At 32.7% G+C, this 21,341-nt stretch carries 16 protein-coding genes; 8 read left to right on the top strand and 8 right to left on the bottom strand.

Going from position 1 to position 21,341, the window contains the following annotated elements:
* Positions 1-28 precede the first annotated feature (28 nt).
* Entirely contained in the window at positions 29-907 is an 879-nt protein-coding gene (locus tag Q5I67_RS03025; protein ID WP_302486318.1) for a DMT family transporter, read from the bottom strand.
* An 83-nt stretch (positions 908-990) separates the two neighbouring features.
* Here Q5I67_RS03025 and Q5I67_RS03020 point away from each other — a divergent pair, with 83 nt between their 5' ends.
* Entirely contained in the window at positions 991-1,665 is a 675-nt protein-coding gene (locus tag Q5I67_RS03020) for a uracil-DNA glycosylase (RefSeq protein WP_302486317.1), read from the top strand.
* Here the strand turns inward: Q5I67_RS03020 and Q5I67_RS03015 are convergent.
* Positions 1,655-2,521, bottom strand: a complete 867-nt coding sequence (locus Q5I67_RS03015; protein WP_302486316.1) for an RluA family pseudouridine synthase — start codon at positions 2,519-2,521, stop codon at positions 1,655-1,657. The two genes, Q5I67_RS03020 and Q5I67_RS03015, sit on opposite strands and share 11 nt — an antisense overlap.
* Before the next feature lie 9 nt (positions 2,522-2,530).
* Entirely contained in the window at positions 2,531-2,743 is a 213-nt protein-coding gene (locus Q5I67_RS03010; RefSeq protein ID WP_296899640.1) for an AtpZ/AtpI family protein, read from the bottom strand.
* A gap of 51 nt (positions 2,744-2,794) precedes the next feature.
* On the opposite strand from Q5I67_RS03010, the gene Q5I67_RS03005 reads away from it, so the two are divergent.
* Entirely contained in the window at positions 2,795-3,277 is a 483-nt protein-coding gene (locus Q5I67_RS03005; protein ID WP_302486315.1) for a hypothetical protein, read from the top strand.
* 80 nt (positions 3,278-3,357) lie between these two features.
* Here Q5I67_RS03005 and yidA read toward each other — a convergent pair whose 3' ends face one another.
* The 3 genes from yidA to addB form a co-directional block, all read right to left on the bottom strand.
* A complete protein-coding gene (yidA, locus tag Q5I67_RS03000) occupies positions 3,358-4,170 on the bottom strand; it encodes a sugar-phosphatase (RefSeq protein WP_296899636.1) in 813 nt (270 codons plus the stop codon).
* Positions 4,171-4,237: 67 nt separating this feature from the next.
* Positions 4,238-7,918 (bottom strand): helicase-exonuclease AddAB subunit AddA, encoded by a 3,681-nt coding sequence (gene addA, locus Q5I67_RS02995; protein ID WP_302486314.1) that lies wholly within the window; start codon positions 7,916-7,918, stop codon positions 4,238-4,240.
* Positions 7,885-11,457, bottom strand: coding sequence for a helicase-exonuclease AddAB subunit AddB (gene addB, locus Q5I67_RS02990; protein ID WP_302486313.1), 3,573 nt, complete (start codon positions 11,455-11,457; stop codon positions 7,885-7,887). The genes addA and addB overlap by 34 nt, the downstream gene beginning before the upstream one ends.
* A gap of 194 nt (positions 11,458-11,651) precedes the next feature.
* On the opposite strand from addB, the gene nadA reads away from it, so the two are divergent.
* From nadA to Q5I67_RS02965, 5 genes are all read left to right on the top strand, one after another.
* Positions 11,652-12,560 carry a quinolinate synthase NadA gene (gene nadA, locus Q5I67_RS02985; protein ID WP_302486312.1) on the top strand — a complete coding sequence of 303 codons (909 nt, stop codon included), beginning with the start codon at positions 11,652-11,654 and terminating at the stop codon, positions 12,558-12,560.
* Positions 12,561-12,573: 13 nt separating this feature from the next.
* Positions 12,574-13,887: an L-aspartate oxidase gene (locus tag Q5I67_RS02980; RefSeq protein ID WP_302486311.1), complete on the top strand. Its 1,314-nt coding sequence runs from the start codon at positions 12,574-12,576 to the stop codon at positions 13,885-13,887.
* Positions 13,884-14,735 carry a carboxylating nicotinate-nucleotide diphosphorylase gene (gene nadC / locus Q5I67_RS02975; protein ID WP_296897646.1) on the top strand — a complete coding sequence of 284 codons (852 nt, stop codon included), beginning with the start codon at positions 13,884-13,886 and terminating at the stop codon, positions 14,733-14,735. Before Q5I67_RS02980 ends, nadC begins: the two co-directional genes overlap by 4 nt.
* A gap of 23 nt (positions 14,736-14,758) precedes the next feature.
* Complete coding sequence (locus Q5I67_RS02970) at positions 14,759-16,072, top strand: MFS transporter (protein ID WP_296922803.1); 1,314 nt, start codon at positions 14,759-14,761, stop codon at positions 16,070-16,072.
* A 143-nt stretch (positions 16,073-16,215) separates the two neighbouring features.
* Complete coding sequence (locus tag Q5I67_RS02965) at positions 16,216-16,470, top strand: hypothetical protein (RefSeq protein WP_302486310.1); 255 nt, start codon at positions 16,216-16,218, stop codon at positions 16,468-16,470.
* A 140-nt stretch (positions 16,471-16,610) separates the two neighbouring features.
* Here Q5I67_RS02965 and pepT read toward each other — a convergent pair whose 3' ends face one another.
* Together pepT and Q5I67_RS02955 are read right to left on the bottom strand one after the other, a co-directional pair.
* Positions 16,611-17,858 (bottom strand): peptidase T, encoded by a 1,248-nt coding sequence (pepT, locus tag Q5I67_RS02960; protein WP_302486309.1) that lies wholly within the window; start codon positions 17,856-17,858, stop codon positions 16,611-16,613.
* 17 nt (positions 17,859-17,875) lie between these two features.
* Positions 17,876-19,426 carry an AbgT family transporter gene (locus Q5I67_RS02955; protein ID WP_296899541.1) on the bottom strand — a complete coding sequence of 517 codons (1,551 nt, stop codon included), beginning with the start codon at positions 19,424-19,426 and terminating at the stop codon, positions 17,876-17,878.
* 569 nt (positions 19,427-19,995) lie between these two features.
* On the opposite strand from Q5I67_RS02955, the gene Q5I67_RS02950 reads away from it, so the two are divergent.
* Positions 19,996-21,321 carry a DUF2971 domain-containing protein gene (locus tag Q5I67_RS02950; RefSeq protein WP_302486308.1) on the top strand — a complete coding sequence of 442 codons (1,326 nt, stop codon included), beginning with the start codon at positions 19,996-19,998 and terminating at the stop codon, positions 21,319-21,321.
* Positions 21,322-21,341 lie beyond the last annotated feature (20 nt).

Here is a 21,341-nt window from a genome sequence, read left to right as displayed (position 1 = left end):
ATAAAAATAAGAGGCTAAAATTAGCCTCTTATTTTGCTTTAGCTAAGATAAATACTGTACTTAAAATCAATACTGCTCCTATAAGTTCGATAGAGGAGAAAGTAACATTTAAGAAGATTAAAGAGAGAATAATAGAACAAAGTGGTTCGCCCACAGTTAAGATACTGGCTTCAGTTGGACTCAAGTAATCAAGGCTTTTTAGGTAAAAGCAAAATGCTAATACAGTGCCAAATAAAATCATGCTTAAAATGGCACTTAATGTATATAAATTTATTTCTCCGGGGATAGATAGTGGATTATTAAAACAAGAAATAAATATGCCACCAAAAAGCATGCTCCAGCCCATTACATTGGTGGCGGAGTATTTAGATAACACCTTGCGAGGTTGAAGTGTATAAACTACACAACAAAGAGCAGAAGTAATGCCCGCTATAAGGGCGATAGGAGAGAGAATGATTGAAGAGAAATCTCCTTTAGTCACGATTAATGAAGTGCCAATTATAGCAAATAAGATAGAAATAAGTTCAAGACCTGAAGGTCGTTTATGTTTTACTAATAAAGTGTAGAGCATGATAAATACAGGTAAAAGAAAAACTAAAATTGTAGCTGTAGGAGCATTGCTGTGATTTATGCAGACATAAAAACCATATTGAGAGCCTAAAAGACCGACTATGCCTAATATCATTAGCGAGAAAAAATCTGTTTTCAATACTTGAAAGATATTTCGTTCATAAAAAAAGTAAGTGATAATTAGAAGAATTATACCGCTAGCTAGTAAGCGTGTATTTACAAGCCATTCAGGTGTGAATTGTTCACTATTTATTAAATATTGAACTAAAATACCAACAAGCCCCCACATAGCAGTAGCCGATAATACCATTAAAATGCCTTTTAAATGATTATTCATTGAGTGCCTCCGTTGTTTTTCCTACTGTTAATATTTTGGTATAATAAAAATAATAATATTTAAATATGAAAGAGGTGTTAGTTATGGAGATTTTTCATAATGATTGGGCCGAATTTTTAAATCCGGAATTGAAAAAACCATATTATTTAGAACTTCGTAAATTTTTGGTAGATGAATATAGATCAAGACAGATATTCCCAGACATGTACGATATTTTTAATGCTCTTCATTATACAAGTTATCATGATACAAAAGTTGTTATTTTAGGTCAAGATCCTTATCATGGCGATGGTCAAGCTCATGGACTTAGTTTTTCGGTAAAACCAGGAGTGAAAGCACCACCTTCACTTGTAAATATCTTTAAAGAGTTAAAAGACGATTTAGGCTGTGAAATACCGAATAATGGTTGTTTAAAGCCATGGACACAGCAAGGTGTATTATTACTGAACACTGTACTTACAGTGAGAGCACATCAGGCAAATTCTCATCGCAATATGGGTTGGGAAAAATTCACAGATAGAATTATTGAAATTTTAAATGAACGTGAAAAACCGATAGCTTTCATTTTGTGGGGAGCACCTGCTCGTAAAAAGAAAAAGATGATTACAAATCCTAGACATTTCATTGTAGAGTCTGCTCATCCAAGTCCATTATCTGCGTTTAACGGATTTTTTGGCAGTAGACCATTTTCTAAGGTAAATTCCTTTTTAGAATCTGTGGGTGAAAAACCTATAGATTGGCAAATCCCTAATCTATGATTAATTTTGCCATATCATCTGGCAGGGGACTGGAGAGATAAATTTCTTCATGGGTAAAAGGATGAGTAAATTTTAATTTATAGGCATGAAGGGCATGGCGAGTGATTAAATCTAATTTGCCACCATAGAGGTCATCTCCTAATAATGGATGACCAAGATAAGACATATGCACACGTATTTGATGTGTTCGCCCTGTTTCTAGCCATAGTTCAATTAAAGAATAATTTTCAAATTCTTTGATTACGCGATAATTGGTGATGGCATGTTTACCTGCATCATTGACTTCATGCAGAATGATACTATCTTTTTTTCTGCCAATAGGTGCATTTATCTGCCCTTGTTTTTGTGAGAGTTTTCCATGAACTAATGCATAGTAATATCTTTGAAATTTTTGATGGTTATTGGCCAATTGATGTTGTAATTGTGGCATTTTGGCAAAGACGACTAAGCCGGAAGTATTTCTATCGAGGCGATAAAGTGGATGACAGCCTATATTTTGATTAGTTTTAGCAAAGTGATACATCACGCCATTAGCCAATGTTTGAGTATTTTCAAATGTCAATGGATGAGTGAGCATACCAGCTATTTTATCCACGATTAAGAAATAGTCATCTTCAAAAATTATATTTAGTGGGATTTTTACCGGTTCTACTTTAGAGGTTACAGGAAGATTGTATTCAATGATGTCATTTGGTTTTACTATCACTTGTGTAGCACGAACTTTTTGACCATTTACGAAGAATTCATCTTGTCGTTTGATTTTTTTCCATAAAGTAGAAGAAATCCCTTCATGTCGTTTTAAATAATCTTTTGCTAATTGTTCTTTGACATTTGATTTAACGATATATTTTATCATAGATACTCCTTATGCTTTATTGACATCTTTGATTTTTTTGTAAGCGGTGTAAATGGCAGTGATTACACCTAAGATGATGCCAGTTAAAGTGAATATAGGTGAAGTCTGAAAATATATATCAGCCTTTTGCCCTAAAAAAATGCAAACGCCAATGGTGATGACGAAATGAAAGCCAATACCACTGACAAAGGCGAATGTTTCCCATGTTGATTTTGGTGCCATAAAAACCCTCTTTTCTTATGTGATAAATTTATATAAAAGGTTGTGATTTGAATGAATAAGGTAATGAAAACAATTTATTTATTGATGATGTTATTGATTGTGAATACTTGTGTAGCATTTGCCCAAAGTGATGATAAAAATGCACAAGTATATAATTGGCAAACTTTGGACATTGGTCCAGCAGAAGATTATAGTTATGCACTTGATTTAAATAGTATTAAATATGATAGAAATGAAGATGGTTCTATTAATAAGAATATCATCATTTATCAGGAAAAGAAAACAAACAATATATCAATGTCTACAGAATTTAATTATTATACAATCACTAAATGTAAATTGAATATAGAGCAGACTTCTATTTGTTTTGGCGATGAATCTTTTTATACGAAAAAGGATAAATTCCGTTGGACTGATACTCCACTGTATTTGACTTGGATAACTGTTAGCCGTGACTCCATAGGCGGTATGCGTTTTATTCAGATAGTAGAATATGCTAGAGCACATGATGATATTTTGACTAGTCGCTCTTAAGCATGAATTTAAATTAAAGATACAATGACCCCCAATAGCTGAGTTTTTCAACTGTTGAGGGTCATTTATTTTAGAGAATTTTATTTGTTTAAAACAAACTTTTCAATGGCTTTTGCTACACCGTCATTATCATTTGTATCAGTTACATAATTGGCGATAGCTTTTACTTTATCAATGCCATTTTCCATAGCAACGCCAAGACCAGCGGCTTTGATCATGGTATAATCATTGCCTTGGTCACCGCATGCCATAGTTTCAGATTGTTTGATATTCAAATAATCGGCAAGTTGTAATAAACTTATACCTTTATCTACACCTTTATTGGTGATTTCAAAAAAGAATGGAGCACTTTTAAATACATTATAGCGTTCTTTTACCCAATCAGGTATTTTAGCGATAGCTTCATCTAAGATTTCTGGTGGGTCAATGAACATAACCTTGATGATATCCTCTTCATCTGTGATATCTGTTAAAGGATTGATGATATTGATATCGATTTTGTTGATACTAGCTTCATGTTCTGTATATTGGCTAGTTTCATTAGTTATTAATCCTTGTCTAGTGGAGAATGCTTGACAATGTACTCCTAACTCTTGGGATAGTTTGAATAAATCTTTATAATCTGAGCCTTTTAAAACACATTTTGATACGATTTCACGAGTTTTGGTATTTACGATTAAAGCACCATTAAAACTCAATACATATTCATCTTCATGAATTAAATCTAATTCTTGAAGTGGTGGTTGAAGTCCATCAAGTGGTCTACCGGAAGCAAGGACAATTTTTACACCTAAAGCTCTAGCTTGAGCGATAGTTTCTTTTGTTCTAGCAGTGATTTGTTTTTCAGAATTAAATAAAGTTCCGTCCATATCAAGGGCTATTAATTTGTACATTAAAACTCTCCTTTTGTATTGTTATTTATTTGTGTATTGTTTAATTTAATTAATTGTATAACTAAAGCTACATCTTTATCAAGTTAGCATCATGAAAAAGATAGAGATATTTTTCTTTAATTGGCTTTCGCATGATTTCACTGGCTGCTTGAGCATAAAGCTTTATTTGCATGGCATATTTTGCCTTAGCTTCTGCTTGCGTGCAATTATCTGTTTTATAATCCAATAAAATCAAGCCATCATCTTCTTCGACTAATAAGTCGATAATACCTTGGATAAAGATAGTATCATTATCTTCAGCTTGAGGATAATAGACCTTAGCATTAATCATGCGGTTAAAAGCTAATTCTCTTTGCAGTGATTTTGCTTTTTGAATGCGTATGCCTAGCGGTGAAAATAAAAATTCACGGATATTTTTGCGGTAGATTTTATTTATATGCTGTTTGTCGATTATTTCTCTATCAGCTAAATTGTGGAGTTGGGCTAATATGCCTTTATCGGATAAATCGCCATGAAAATCTAAATGTTGCATCACTGTATGCATTAAACTACCGTATTCTGTAGCAGTCATTTTTGTTTGTTTTTGCAAGAATTGTGGTCGTTTAAAACTAGTTTCAGCAAACAGCATTTGAGCATTATCATCTTGAGGAGCGTAATCAGTTGAAGTAAATTGCTGTTTGATTTCAGTAACGGACAATTTTGCTGGAATGGATAATGCCTCTTGATGAGGATAAGACCAATTCAATAATTTATCAATATTGTCTTTTTGCTTTGTAGCTGGCAATGGCTGTAATTTTTTTACTTTATTGATGATATCTTCATTTACAGTGGAAATTGTAGTTTTATCTGTGACATCTAATGAGTTGATTAGAGAAATTTGCCATTGTGAAGGATCATCTAATAAAACAGCATTTTCATTTGTAGCTGATTGACGTAAGACTAAGCCATCTTTATGGCGAGCGATAGTAGGAGCTAGCCAATCTAAATATGATTTTGCCTGCATGATGAAATAATCAGGTAGCGTTTTTGTCGTCGTTTGCAATTGAGAACAAGCATATTGAGCAAATTTTTCCATATTGCGAACAGTACCGGTGAGTATGAGCTTTTCACGAGCTCTAGTCATAGCTACATATAATATACGCATTTCTTCTGCTTTATACTCTTTGACGATTTGTTGAATGATAGCTTGGCGAGATAAATTTTGATAGCGATAGTGATGTTTAACATCATTTACATAAAGACCTAAGCCGAGTTTTTTATGAAAGAGAACACTTCCTTGAATATCTTTGAGATTGAATTGTTTGCCGATATCAGCAAGAATTACTACAGGAAATTCAAGACCTTTGCTCTTATGAATACTCATGATACGCACTACATCTTCACTATCACTTAGATTTCTAGCTACGGCTAAATCATTTCCCATATGTTGCATTTTATGGATAAAACGCAAGAAGCGGAAAAGACCACGGAAAGAAGTCTGCTCATAATTGAAAGCTCGGTCATAGAGTGCTCTTAAATTCGCTTGGCGTACAGAGCCTTCAGGCAAGCCACCTACATAATCATAATATCCTGTATCATTGAGCAATAGCCAAATCAATTCAGGTACGCTATGACTGCGGGCATAATCTCGCCAATAATGCAATTTAGTGAGAAAATCATTTACTTTAATCTGTAATTTAGCAAATACTTTTTTATCTACAGGGAGTAATTGTTCTTGTAGCTCATTAATAGATGTCATGAATAATAAAGTTTCATACATATTTAATTGCGGATTGATAAGGCGGATATGAGCTAAATCTTCAACGGTGAAATTAAATATAGGTGAGTACAAAATCGCAGTCAGTGGTATATCTTGTTGCGGATTGTCGATTATTTGCAATAATGAAAGCATGATGCGAACTTCTGTTTCTTGGAAATATCCCGTTTCAATAGTGGCATATACAGGAATATTATCTTCGCGAAGTACATCAGCTAATATCTTAGCTTTATCTTGAACAGAACGCAGTAGGATAACGATATCTTTCCATTTTATAGGGCGATAAGTTTTTGTATGTTTATCAAAGACTAAAGGCTGTTTATTCATCAATTCTTTTATGCGAAGAGCAATATATTTAGCTTCAGCTTGAAAGCCTTGGAGCGTATCATCATTATCATTATCATCATTATCAGTTAAAGTTAATTTTTGCTGTTTATCCAATAAAGTTAATTCAATCGGTGATTTTAAAGTCAAAAATTCACTTTGAGGATAATCAAAACCGCAGTATAAGGCTTCATCTTTGCCATAAGATAATTCCCCAGCTTTTGTGGTCATGATTTGAGAAAAGATGAAATTGACGCCATCGAGGATTTCCTTACGACTGCGGAAGTTTTGGGCTAAATCAATGCGAAGACAATCTTCTTCATGAGGGTATTGATGATATTTAGCTAAGAATAATTCTGGCTCAGCTAAACGGAATTTATAAATACTTTGTTTTACATCGCCGACGAAAAATAAATTTGGTTTAGTGCGTGAAGCAATTAGATTTAAAATAGCTTCTTGAACTCCGTTTGTATCTTGGTATTCATCGACCATGATTTCTACATATTTTTCCTGTAGTGTCTGAGCGATTGGTGAAGGTATCAGCTTTGCAGCAGTGGAGTTTTCATCAGCTAGCAATTTCAAAGTGAAATGTTCAAGGTCGGAAAAATCGACTAAAGAGCGTTCATTTTTAGCTTTACTAAAAGCTTGAGAAAATTCTATGGTTATATTACATAAGCTATTGGCTTGTTTATACAATTGAGGCATATCAGAGAGTGTATCTTCAATAGTTTGTGTAAAATAATGCTCTTTTAATTGTTTGATGATTTTCTTGGTTTCATCACGAAGAGCGGAAATAGTAGCTTTATCTTCTTCATTTACAGAGAATTTTTTAGAAATTCGCAGAGCTTTAAATTTAAATTCATTGATTAAATTAAAAAAATCCTGCCAGGAAGTATCGATTAAATTATTTAAATCATAAAGAAAAGCTAAATCTTCACTGGCGATATCTGCATAAGGTGGTAAGTTTAAATCTGTAGCTAATTGATACATCTTCTGGCTATTGTCTATGGCTATATTTAAACCATCTTTGACATTGTCTTTGATTATCTGTAACCATGGGCAATCATTGAGTTCATCAGCGTTGTTGATTTGAAAATATGAAGGTAGAGCTTTTAGCCATTGTAGAGGAAAAGGCTGACTGCGAGAGTATTCATATAGTTTTAAGATAATATCATAGGTGCTATCATCGCCACGTTCATTGCCATAGGTGTCAGTGAATTCTAGAAAGTCTTCATTATCATCTTTGTCATAATTCGTTTCAAAGAGTTCTTCAAGTACATCGAGCTTTAATAATTCAATTTCTTGAGGATTAGCAAGGCGAAATTTAGGATCTAAGCCTAATTGATGAAAATATTGGCGAATGATATTTTGACAAAAAGCATGAAGTGTGGAGATTGAAGAAGCGTTTAATAATACGAGTTGACGCTCTTTATCTTTATCGGATAATTTCTCTGTGATGGCACTGGCGATACGTTCACGCATTTCAGCTGCGGCTGCATTGGTGAAAGTAACGACAAGTATTTGATTGATGTCGCATGTTTTATTTACAATGCGTTGAATTACACGCTCTACTAATACAGAGGTTTTCCCTGAGCCAGCAGCTGCGGCTACGAGGATATTTTTATCATAAGTATTTATAGCTTGTTGTTGCTGTGCTGACCAAGGCATGGAATTCCTTCTTTCTGTTTTAATTTTTCAATGATTTCTTCGTCATTGAGTTGATTTATCTCTCGATAATTATAGCCGGAGATATATTTATCAAAGCGACAGATAGCGATATATGGGCAGTATTTGCAGGCTGTTTCATCTTTTAATTTATACGGTGCGATATCAGCATTGCCCTTTAAGATTTCACTGCCAGCTTCTTTTAAAGTATTTTCGATATGTTTCATCAATAAATCGAATTCTTCTGCTGTTTTTACATAGGAACGACTTTGAGCGGAGATATCATCTTGATTTTTATTTAAACGTACTTTGATGAAATTAGAAGAGTCATCAATTTTTTTGATGATTTCTGGATCTGCCAATACCCAGCCTGGCATACGCATTTTCTTTTCAATTTCTGTTTTAATTTGTTGAACGGATAATTTATTAGTACCTGTGATGATAGGTGTTTTTAAAAAGCAATATAAAATACCAGCAGGAATGGCATTTTCCATATTATATAATTGCAAAGTAGTATTTTGAGCTACTAAAAGATACGTCAAAAGCTGTAATTTCAAGCCATAATATACTTGCAGTAGATTAATAAAAGCATTGCCTGATTTATAGTCAATGACTAGATAGTAATTATCATTAAAATCAATGCGGTCAATCTGCCCAATGATTTCTATTTTGTGATTATCTTCATCTGTAAATAATAAAGGAGGCATGGAGCTATTAGCACCGAAATCCTGCTCTAGAGCTTTAGGTGAAAATTCACTGTGTTTGGCAAATTCTACTAGACGCATCAAAGAATCAATGGATAATTGCTCAATTCTTTGCAAAAGATGTCTATAGCGATTGGAACTTAAGAGAATTTCATTTTGCAATTTAGGAGCAATCGCCTTGATAATTTGTTTGCAGATTTGCTGACATTGTTCATGAGTTACATCTTGCCATGATATTTGTCGCTTCACGAGGATTTCTCCAAATTGGTGCATGATGGCATGGAGTAAAATCCCTAAATCTGGAGCGGCAAATTTAAATTCTTTGCGTTCTTGCAGATTTAGAGCATAATGAGCAAAATGTTTGAATGGGCAATTAAAGAATTGTTCAAAGCGTGTTACACTGCCACGAAGTATTTTGCGTTTCGTATATAATTTACTAGCTAAATCAGCTGGCAATACAGGTTTTGGTGCTTGGGCGAAAATACTTTGCAGTGCCGTGGATAAAGGAACATCAGCAGTTAAGAGATAATTATAAACATCTTGCCAAAATGACGCTAAATCTTCACCATCACGAGTTTGGCGAAGAGCGGAGGTCAAATGGCTAAGTGTCTTTCTTGTTGTAGATACTTGCATGGTTTTTATCGCAAATGAGCTATCTAAAAGATTTTCTTCTAGCGTAAAATCACTTGGATAAGAGATTATTTTATCTAGAGGAATGGCTGTGAACTTTGCTTTAGGCAAAATCTTTTGTAATCTAGTTATCAAGATGGATTTATTCAGTCCAGCTCCTTCTCCATCAGCTAGAGCATAAGATACCCAAAAATAATCTGTAGCTAAGGAAAAGCCTTTGTAGAGAAGATATCTTTCGGCAAAATTATCCTCCATTGTACCGCTAGAAATATTCAGCCCTAGGCTTGCCATTAATAAACGTTCAGCATCACTTAAGATACCTTCTGTTTTACTATGGCGAGGCATGATTTTTTCATTAGCACCTAAAATATAAATAGCCTTCTTGTTGTTTAAAGTATTATGTTCAAATGGTGCAAGTGTAACATAATCATATCCAGGTGGTATCAAAGCAATCTGAATACTATCTAAGCCATCATTGATTAATTTTAAATAATTTTCAAGATTGATATAATCTTTGCCACATGTCTGCACTAATTGATCCATCAATTCAATGATATTATCCCAGATTTGATGATGTTCTTTGGCAAGGGCAATATCATTTTGCTTTTGGGCTATTTTTTCCCATAATTGCAATTGAGTCGGTATTTGCAAATCGAGCAGAAAATCATATAGGGCAAGCGTATATTCCTCGATAGTCTGCGAATTTTGGCAAGAAGTGTAGAACTTTTCTAAAGGAGCGACTAAATTGCGTCTAGTTAGATTTATAGCAGTGAAATTAGCTTCTTCTTCTAAATCTGTGCCCATAGAGTCAATTTGTTTATGATGAGAAAAACGCCAATCGCTTTCTTCACACCAGCGATTGCGACCGCGAAGACCAAAAGCTAAGACGTAATTTTCCAATTTATCAATAGCTTTGCGAGCGATAGCTTTTTGCTCTGTCAAATCTAATTGTATTTCATCTGTATTTTCTTCGAGATTTTTAAGCGATTGCAAATATTTGTCATTGAAAAAATCAGTCTTAAAAGCTCGAAATAGTGGTTCATATTGCCATGTAGAAATAGCCTCTAGGCTAGAGCGGATTAATTCAGCTAGAGGATGATGAGCAGTTTGTCGCTTGCTATCGCTGAAATAAGGAATATTAAAATCATTCAAGACTGCTTGCAATAATTCGCTATAATCTTCACTACTGCGGATTAAAATACCGATATCATAATGGCGATAATTTTCTTCGCGACATAGACGCAAAATATCACAGGCGACAGCTTCACATTCTAAACGTCGGTTAGGTGCTTCGACTATTTGAAGACCGCCAGTATAATTTTTTTTCGTCAAAGGAAATTTAAATAATTGCTCTTCGATAAAGGCTAAATCTTGTTGTTTGTGGCGGTGATTTGCTGTAAGTGTAGTTATCTTTGTAGGTAGAGCTAATTTTTTAGCCATATTATTTATCTGTTGAAATACATTGAATTGACGATGAAACAAAGCAGTAGGTGCTTCATGTTCAATATCATTTAAATTGTTGATGCATAATGTTAAATGAATATCGCTAGCTAATGCTAATAATTGTTCGACTACGCGAAAATGTTGAGGATTGAAAGCATCAAAACCATCTATCCAGATTTCAGCATCTTGGAGCCATGTACATTCAGGTAATTTTTTGATCGCAAGTTCCATCATATCTTCGCTATCGTGATAGCGACCAGACATCTGTTCATCAAGACCAGCGTAAATAGAAGTTAAATCGCTCAATTTTTGTTTGAGTGAATCATTATCAATTAGCGTTAGAATATCTTGCAAAGTAGTAACGCTGATACCAGAAGTTTTGAATTCTTCAATGATTTGCGATACAGAAGCTGTGAAATGATGTTGGCGAGCAGCCTTGGCTAAGATAGAGAGTTTTGTAGAACTTAAAACTCTAGATAATAATAATTCTTTGCCGATTTCATTGAGATGTGGATGGAGTATTCCACCGCAACGCATTAATACTTGATAGGCAAGTCTGCTCATGCCCAAGACATAAGCTCTAGTAAAACCGCCATAATCTTTTAACTCCAAAGCTAATTGACGTTCAATCGCAAAAGTCATATGGTCAGGCAATAATATAACTAGAGGTTTCCCTGTCGGTGAATGGATTAATTTTTCTTTAATGGCATTTAAACAAGCTGTGGTTTTGCCACTTCCTGCTCTGCCAATGATGAATTCTAACATAAGATTACCTCACAAATTTATCAAAAATATATTGGCTTAATTATATCATAATCGAATAAAATGACTGTTTCGTTTAGTGGTAAAATCTATTAATCATTGATAAATAAAAAAAATATTTGTATATATTACTGTCTTGTCAGCTGTTAATATTTGATGTATAATATCAAAAAATATTCCGTGAAGGAGAAATCTTGATGTTGTCTTTAAAAGAAGAAGTAGAGCAATTAAAAAAAGAAAAAAATGCTGTTATTTTGGCACATTATTATGTTCCTGATGATGTTCAAGAAGTCGCAGATTATATAGGAGATTCTTTTTATTTAAGTAAAATTGCTAAAAATATTGATGCTGATTTAATCGTATTTGCAGGAGTATCTTTCATGGGTGAAAGTGCAAAAATTTTAAATCCTAAAAAGAAAGTATTATTGCCAGATAGATATGCAGATTGTGCTATGGCACATATGGTAAGTGTTGTTAAAGTAAAAAAAATGCGTGAACAAGTCGAAGATTTAGCAGTAGTTTGTTATATAAATTCTACAGCTGAATTAAAAGCAGTCTCTGATGTTTGTGTAACTTCTGCTAATGCTGTTGAGATTGTGAAAAAATTATCAAATAAAAATATTTTCTTCATTCCAGATGGTAATTTAGGAGCATATGTAGCAAGTAAAGTTCCAGAAAAGAATATTATCTGTAATGATGGTTATTGTCCAATACATAGAAAAATAAGTGCAGATTTAGTGAATGAAACAAAAAGAGCACATCCCAATGCGTTGTTTTTAGTTCATCCAGAATGTAGTGAAGAAGTAACGAATTTAGCTGATTTTGTAGGCAGTACATCAGAGATTATAAAGTTTGCCACTAATTCTGAGGCAAAGGAATTTATCATTGGTACAGAAAATGGTGTTATGTATGAATTGAAACAAAAAAATCCAGATAAGTTATTTTTGCCAGCAATACCTAAACAATATTGTGATGACATGAAAAAAGTTACTTTAGCGAAAGTTAAAGATAGCTTAGTGAATGAAAAATATGTGGTAGAAATTGATGAAGAGTTAAGCATTAAAGCAATGAAACCACTTGAAAAAATGTTAGAATTAGCAAAATGATGAAGGTGTAAATATGCAAAATTATAAAACAGATATATTGATTGTAGGTACTGGTGCTAGTGGCTTATTTGCAGCACTACATTGCCCTAGTGATAAAAATATATTGATGATAACAAAAGACGCTGTAGAAAATAGTGATTCTTTCTTAGCACAAGGTGGTATTTGTGTCTTAAGAGATGAAAATGATTATGATAGCTTCATGGAAGATACATTGAAAGCTGGTCATTATGAAAATAGAAGAGAGTCTATAGATATAATGATACGTTCTTCTCGTGAAGTCATAAATGAATTGATTGGCTATGGTGTAGATTTTGCTAGAAAAGAAAATGGTGAATTGAATTATACAAGAGAAGGTTGTCATTCTAAAGCTAGAATTTTATTTCATGAAGATATCACAGGTAAAGAAATCACTAGAAATCTATTAAAAGCAGTACAGAAATTACCTAATGTGCGTATTTTAGAATATGTCACTATGTTAGATTTAATTGAACGAGATAATACTTGTTTTGGCATTTTGGCTAAGGATAAAAATAATGAGTATTTGACCATTGAAGCAGATAATACAATTTTAGCTAGTGGTGGTATAGGTGGATTATATGAACACTCCACAAATTATCCTCATTTAACAGGTGATGCTATAGCGATAGCACTTCGCCATAATATAGAACTTGAAAATCCAGATTATGTACAAATTCATCCAACTTCATTATATACAAACAAGCCAGGCAGAAGCTTTTTAATCTCTGAATCGGTAAGAGGTGAAGGAGCAAAATTATATGGCAAAGATGGAAAGCGTTTTGCAAATGAAGTTTTGCCTAGAGATTTAATGACAGCAGAAATAAAAAAACAAATGGCAAAAGATAATATGCCTTATGTTTGGTTGGATATGACAGTTCTTGGTAAAGATGTGATTTTAAATCATTTTCCTCATATCTATGAAAAATGTCTTGAAGAAGGCTTTGATGTAACTAAACAATGGATACCTATTGTACCAGCACAGCATTATTATATGGGTGGTATCCATGTAGATAAATACAGTAAAACTACAATGAACAATTTATATGCCGTTGGTGAGACAAGTTGTAATGGAGTTCATGGAGCAAATAGATTGGCTAGTAATTCATTATTAGAAGGATTGGTCTTTGCTAAAAGAGCAGTTAACAAAATTCATGATGATGAAAAATTACAACATAAAAAATACGATATAGATTTCGCTCAATTAGCAAATAATGTACAACAAAATATAGATAGAGAAAAAACAATCTTAGCTCAAGAATATAAACAAGCTATTTTTGATGAAATGGATAAAGTGAGAAGTGCAAGATGAATGAAATAACAATGAAAATGAATGCAGATAAATTGATCTTGATGGCATTGCAAGAAGATATCACTAGTGAAGATGTAACAACTAATGCCATTATGCCGGAAAAAGTTTTGGGTGAAGTGGATTTAATCTGCAAAGGTGAAGGTGTAATAGCAGGCTTAGCTGTATTTGCTAGAACCTTTGAATTATTAGATAAAGATACCGAAATCACATTTATGGCTAAAGATGGCGATAAAGTGAACAAAGGAGATTTACTTGCCAAAATAAAAGGCGATATTAGAGTGTTATTATCAGCCGAGCGAGTGGCATTGAATTATTTACAGCGAATGAGTGGAATTGCTACATATACAAATCAAGTAGTAAATCTATTAGCAGGCAGTAAAACAAAATTATTAGATACGAGAAAGACAACACCGAATATGCGTATTTTTGAAAAATATGCTGTTACAGTAGGTGGAGGAAATAATCATCGTTATAATCTATCTGATGGTATCTTATTAAAAGATAATCATATTGGAGCTGCTGGTAGTGTAAAAAAAGCTATAGAATTAGCTAGAGCATATGCTCCATTTGTACGCAAAATAGAAGTTGAAACAGAAAATTTAGATATGGTAAGAGAAGCCCTAGAAGCCAGAGCAGATATCATCATGCTAGATAATATGAGCATAGATATGATGAAAGAAGCCATAAAACTCATAGACGGAAAAGCTCAAACTGAATGCTCAGGAAATGTAACTAAAGAAAATATACAAGCATTAGCTAAAATCGGTGTGGACTTTATTTCTAGTGGTGCATTGACTCATTCAGCACCAATTTTAGATTTATCATTAAAGCATTTGCATAGAATTTAATTATAAATTAGGGAGTGGAATTGATGTTATTACAAAGATTGGAAGCTTTGCCAGTAGGTAGTTTCCATTATAAGTTATTAGTTATCACAGGTCTTGGTTGGTTATTTGATGCGATGGATACAGGGCTTATAGCCTTTGTATTACCTGTACTTGGTAAAGAATGGGGCTTGTCTGCTGGACAGATGGGTGCTATCGGCTCTATCGGTCTTGTGGGTATGGCAATAGGTGCAGTAATCGCAGGTTCTATCGCTGATAAATTCGGTCGTAAAGCTGTATTTTCTGCAACAGTAATTTTGTACAGTATAGCCACAGGACTTTGTGCAGTTTCATGGAGTTATGAATCCTTGTTGATTTTCCGCTTCTTCGTCGGTTTTGGTCTAGGCGGTGAACTTCCAGTAGCGGCGACACTCATGTCTGAATATGCACCAACTAATTTACGCGGTAGATTTATCGTCTTATTAGAAAGCTTCTGGGGCGTGGGCTGGATAGCAGCTGCTTGTATTGCTTACTTATTCATTCCTGTTTATGGTTGGCATTATGCTTTTATCATCGGTGCTTTACCTGCTATTTATGTATTTTTCATTCGCTTGCATATGCCTGAATCTGTAAGATACTTATTATCTAAAGGCAAAGTAGAAGAAGCTCAAAAAATTGTAGATGATTTGGAAATGCGTCTTGGTGTTAAATACACTGGCGATTTAAAAGCAACAGCTGACGACGTACCTACAGAAAAACCAAAATTAAAAGATTTATGGTCTGGTAAATATTTAGCAAGAACAATCATGCTTTGGATTGTATGGTTTGGTATTGTTTATAGTTATTATGGAATTTTCACATGGCTTCCTGCTATCGTTTATCAGCAAGGTTTTGCCTTTGTAAAAACTTTTGAATATGTGCTTTTAATCACTTTTGCTCAGCTTCCTGGATATTTCTGTGCGGCATGGCTCGTGGATAAATTAGGCAGAAAATACACATTATCTTTATTCTTATGTATGAGTGGTGTAGCAAGTTATTTCTTCGGACAAGCTCAAAGTGCAGAAATGATTATTTTCTGGGGCTGTGTGATGTCCTTCTTTAACCTTGGTGCATGGGGCGTTGTTTATACTTATACACCAGAACTTTATCCAACAGCTATTCGTGCTATGGGCAGTGGTTGGGCAGCAGGTATCGGTCGTATCGGTGGTATGGCTGCTCCACTTGTTGTAGGTATGATGATAGAAGCTGGCAGTGATATGCATACTGTTTTCTACATGTTTGCTAGTGTATTTATCATTATTGCTGTAGCAGTATTTGCTTTAGGTGTAGAAACTAAACAGAAAAACTTGGAAAATATTTAAATATAATCTAGATAAAAATAGCAGGTACAAAATGTATCTGCTATTTTTGTTTTATCGGCAAAATAAAATTGAAAAATAATTGATATTTTTGGTTGATAACTTGCCGATAACGGCATAAAATTAAAAGAATTGAAGGTGAGATTATGAAATATTGTTCAGTAGCACAAATAGCGTCAAAATGGAATTTGTCAGAAAGAACAGTGCGAGATTATTGTACTAAAGGCAAGATAGTGGGAGCTTTTTTGACTGGAAAGACATGGAATATACCAGAAACAGCTCAAAGACCATTGCGAAAAAAACGCAATAAAAAAATCACAAATAATTTATTAGCTATTTTGCGAAGAGAAAAAGAAAGTAAACTTTCTGGTGGCATTTATCATAGATTACATTGTTTATAAAGACGAATAAAATGTATTTATAAGTTAATTTCTTAAGATTGAATAAGACATGTGAGACAATAAAGAATATAAATTATCTAAAAAAACTGCACCCCAAAAGTTATTTTTTAGGGTGCAGTTTACTATTTATCTCTTTTTTATTATTTAGTGATTAATTCAATTAATTTTAAAGTCATTTCACAAGATTTTACAAAGGATTTCATCGGTAAGAATTCACAATTAGAATGGAAATTATGTGCACCTGTGAAATAGTTTGGTGTCAAAATGCCCTGAGAGGAAATGAATGAGCCATCTGTACCACCACGCATAGCGATAGTTTGCGGTTTAATATCCAAATCTGCCATAGCTTGATAGATATAATCGATACATTGTTTATTATCATCAGTTACAGCATTTTCGATATTTGCATAAGTATCGCTCATAGTCAAAGTAATCTCTGCTTTAGGGTGGCGTAATTTTAAAAATTCAACAGCATCTCTTATCTGCTGTTTACGTGCTTCATAAAGTGTTTTGTTATGATCACGGATATTCATAGAAACAGTAGCTTCTAATACATTAGCATCAATACCATTTATCCAGATATATCCTTCTGTTTTTTCTGTATGCTCAGGAGTTTGCATGCGATCAAAACTATTTATGAGATCAGTAGCCACAAGCACAGGATTTACTAATACACCCTTAGCAGACATAGGGTGAGCCGTAACGCCTTTTATATGAACTTTAGCACTACCTGCATTAAATGTTTGATAGATAACTTCACCGAGTTCACAGCTATCAATAGTATAAGCAAAATCTACAGGGAATTTGCTAAAATCTAGTTTTTTACTGCCTTTTAGGCCAATTTCTTCATCTGGAACAAAAGCAACATAGATATCTCCATGTAAAATCTGTGGATTTTCCCAAAGTGTTTCTAAGGCAACTACGACATTACTGATAGCTGCTTTATTATCAGCACCTAAGACAGAAGTTCCATCACTTACAAGGATATCATCGCCAATATATTTTTCAATTTCAGGGTGTTGTGCTGTAGTCAAATAAATATTTTTTTCAGCATTTAGACAGATATCGCCACCTTGATAATTTTTGATTATCTGAGGCTTAATATCTGGAGATAGACAGACATCGACAGTATCTAAATGAGCCACCCAGCCAACAGTTGGCACTTTGTGATAATCACTAGGTAAATTAGCAGGTAATTTTCCTGTTAATACCCCGTATTCACTAATTTCTAAATCAACTAAGCCTAATTTTGCTAAATCTTCTTGTAAAACTTTTGCCAATTCAAGTTGTCCTGCTGTACTAGGAACAGTATCTTGAGAAGCATCGCTTTGGCTAGTGATCGCTACATAACGAAAAAATTTTTCTTGGAGTTTTTGTGCTAAAGACATATAAAGACGGCCTTTCTTTAAAGAATTCTTCTAGGATATACATAATCGGCTTGGAAGCCCAATGGAATATCAAAGAACCAAAATACATATAACATTATAGTTAAAACGATTAATAATGCTATAGTATATGGTAACATTAATGAGCTTAAAGTACCAATACCTGCATTTTTCACGTATTTTTGGCAATAAAGAATGATTAGTGGATAAAAAGCAAACATTGGAGTTACGACATTTACCGCAGAATCACTGATGCGGAAGGCAACCTGTGTAAGCTCTGGAGCGATACCTACAGCCATGAGCATCGGTACGAAAATCGGTGCAAGGATTGCCCATTTTGCCGAAGCTGAAGTAATGATGAGATTTAATAGAGCAACGAAAATAATAATGCCCAAGATGGTAATCTGTGGTGGTAATGCTAGGGATTTTAAAAACTCAGCACCGGAAATTGCAATCAAGGCACCAATGTTAGAAGTACCAAAAGCAAAAAGGAATTGAGCTGCAAAGAAATAAAATACAATTAATTGCACTAAGGTTTTTGTAATATCTTCCATAGCATTAGTAACATCTTTTGGTGATTTGAATTTACCGACCAAAATACCATATACAAGTCCTACTGTACCAGTAAATACAAATAATAAAGATACGATTGACTGCATGATAGGAGCTTGGAAACTAGCAATGACTCCATTTGGATCACGAAGCAAAGAATCTTCTGGAAGTAAAGCCATCACTAAGCCAATGATCATTAATACCAATACGCCAGTGGCAATGAGGAAAGCACGATTTTCCTTTGGTGTAATAGCAGTTTGAGCATTTTCATCAACGACAATATCTTTATCTAGCGGATAAGTTTTCCAAAGCCAAGGCTCAGAAATTTTTTCTGTAATATACCAACAACTTAAAATAACGATAAAAGTAGAACCAAAAGCATAAAAATAATTACAAAGCACATTTACTTGATATGTTGGATCGATAATTTGAGCAGCACTTTGCGTAAAACCTTGAATAACAGGATCAATAGCGGATGGTGTATAATTGGCAGCAAACGCTCCTGCGATACCAGAAAATGATGCCCCAATCCCTGCTAATGGATGCTTGCCACTAGCATAAAACATATAAGCAGCTACTGGAATGATGATAACATACCCAGTATCAGGGCCTAAATGGCTAATCATACCTACAACAATAATAATTGGTGTAATTAAAAATTTTGGCGTAATCGAAAGGATTTTTTTCAAACCCGTATTGATATACCCAGAACCATCAGCAATCCCAATACCTAAAGTAGCAACAATAACCATAGCTAAAGGAGGAAATCCTGCATAATTTGTTACCATTTTACTGAGTAGTAGCACAATATTAGCAGGGCTGAGCATATTATTAACAACGATAGGCTCGCCTGTAGTTGGGTGAACATAATTAAAATGAATCTGTGAAAGAATAGCAGATAAAATGCAAACGAGGACAAATGCACCTACGAATAAAATCGTAATATCTGGAATTTTATTACCTACTCTTTCAATCAAACCTAAAATACCATTACTTTGAGATTTCTGCGTATTTTCCATAAAATATATGCTACTAAAAATGTGGACAGAAATTTGTGTAATCAAGTCCAAATTTTCCAATATTTTTATATAATGAACATTATGTATATAACTAAAAACAAATCTCTATCTAGTAGCTACTCCTTTTTATAGATTTTTTTAGTCTTTACATTTTTAAAAGACTTTATATGTAAAAATAAAATATATATATTGTATAAAATATCTACTCTAATTAATAAAAACATATTTATACTTCTAGGAAGTATATCAACTAAGATAATATCTGTCAACATGTTATTAATATGAAATCTAGTAGTCTTTTGAACAATTCATCCATTTATAGATAGTGTATAATAAAATAATATATTGATATATTTGAGAAGGGTTTATTTTATGTTGAATAAAACTATAAATTATTATAAAAATAAAAAGAAGTATTTACATTAACTTTAAATGAAAATCTAAAAGATATTATAAAAAATAAAGTTTTTGTAGATAATATGAGAGATATTTTAAAGTATAGAACGATAGAGTATTATAGAAGAAGATATAATATTGGTTTATATAATATAAATTGAAATGGAGTAAGTATGTATAGATTAAGAAATTTAAACAATATTTTAGGAGATCATAAAGAATTAGAAAAACAAACAATATTTTTAGCTGATACAGATAGTTTAAATGATCCATTAGAAAGCTATATTAAATATTATTGGCAAGGTGATAAAATAATTTGGGATAATTTTTTTAGACATTATATACTTTGTTTGGATACGACTATTGCACTATATCAGTTTGCTCCTGATAAAATGGAAGATACGAAAAATGATATACCTGTACATCTAATGTTCAGTGAACAGACAGATGTATATAAAGAAATCATACAAAGGATATTTTTAAATTTTAAAAATGATGTTTTAATGCAAAATTTAATAAATCATTTATTAGACAATTATACAAAGAAAATATATAAGGATAACTTATATGATATATTGAACCTTATTGAACCATATATTCAGTGGTATATTATTAAAGAGAAAAATAATAATAAGATAAAAGAAGAAATATTGTATAATATAAAAAATAAATTAGATAAAAATTTGCAAGATATATTAAAAGAAGATTGTTCATTGGAAACTATTTTAAAATGTACAACTGCATTAAGACAGACATCTATATATTTTAATAAATTTAATTTAAATGATTTTAATTTAAAATATATTCAAGCTTTGAGAAAATTATCGTCATGTAAAATATATATAGCATGTTTTTCTGAAGAATGTTCAAATGTTGCTCTTTGGGGATATTATGCTAATAATCATACAGGAGTATGTTTAAAATTTAAAGATTTTATTAAAGATAATGGTAATTTATATTTAAAATTAAAAAATCCTATTAATAATGAAATTAGAGATTATAAATTGAATAAAGTTATTTATAAACCTAATGATAAAGAAGTAAATTTTTTTACAAATATAGGTGTTTTACCTATGGGAATTTTAACAAATAATTGGTATTATGATGAAAATCATAATAGTAGCGAATATTTTCTTCAAATGAGAGGAGATAAAGGAAATTTAGATGAGTGGAGAAAAAAATACTGGGATAATATAGATAATTGTATTTGTTATAAACTATCTGATTGGAAAAACGAAAAAGAATGTAGGATATCTTTAGTAGATACGTTTCATAGATTTAAAGATGAAAATAGTAGAGTTTTTAACTATGATTTTAATGACTTGGAAGCTATTATATTTGGTATGCGTACACCAATAAAAGAACGTATGAAAATTATAAATATTATACGAAAAAAATGTAAAGAAAATAATAGAGATTCATTTGATTTTTATGAGATGAAGTATAATGATGTTAATTTTGAATTTAAACCACATAAATTGTATATTAATATAAAATAAAAGAAAGACTGCACCTTTAA

The sequence above is a fragment of the uncultured Megamonas sp. genome, assembly GCF_958438645.1.
GTDB lineage: Bacteria > Bacillota > Negativicutes > Selenomonadales > Selenomonadaceae > Megamonas.
The sequence above is the reverse complement of the archived record's forward strand: the minus strand, read 5'-3'. Positions and strand labels throughout refer to the sequence as shown.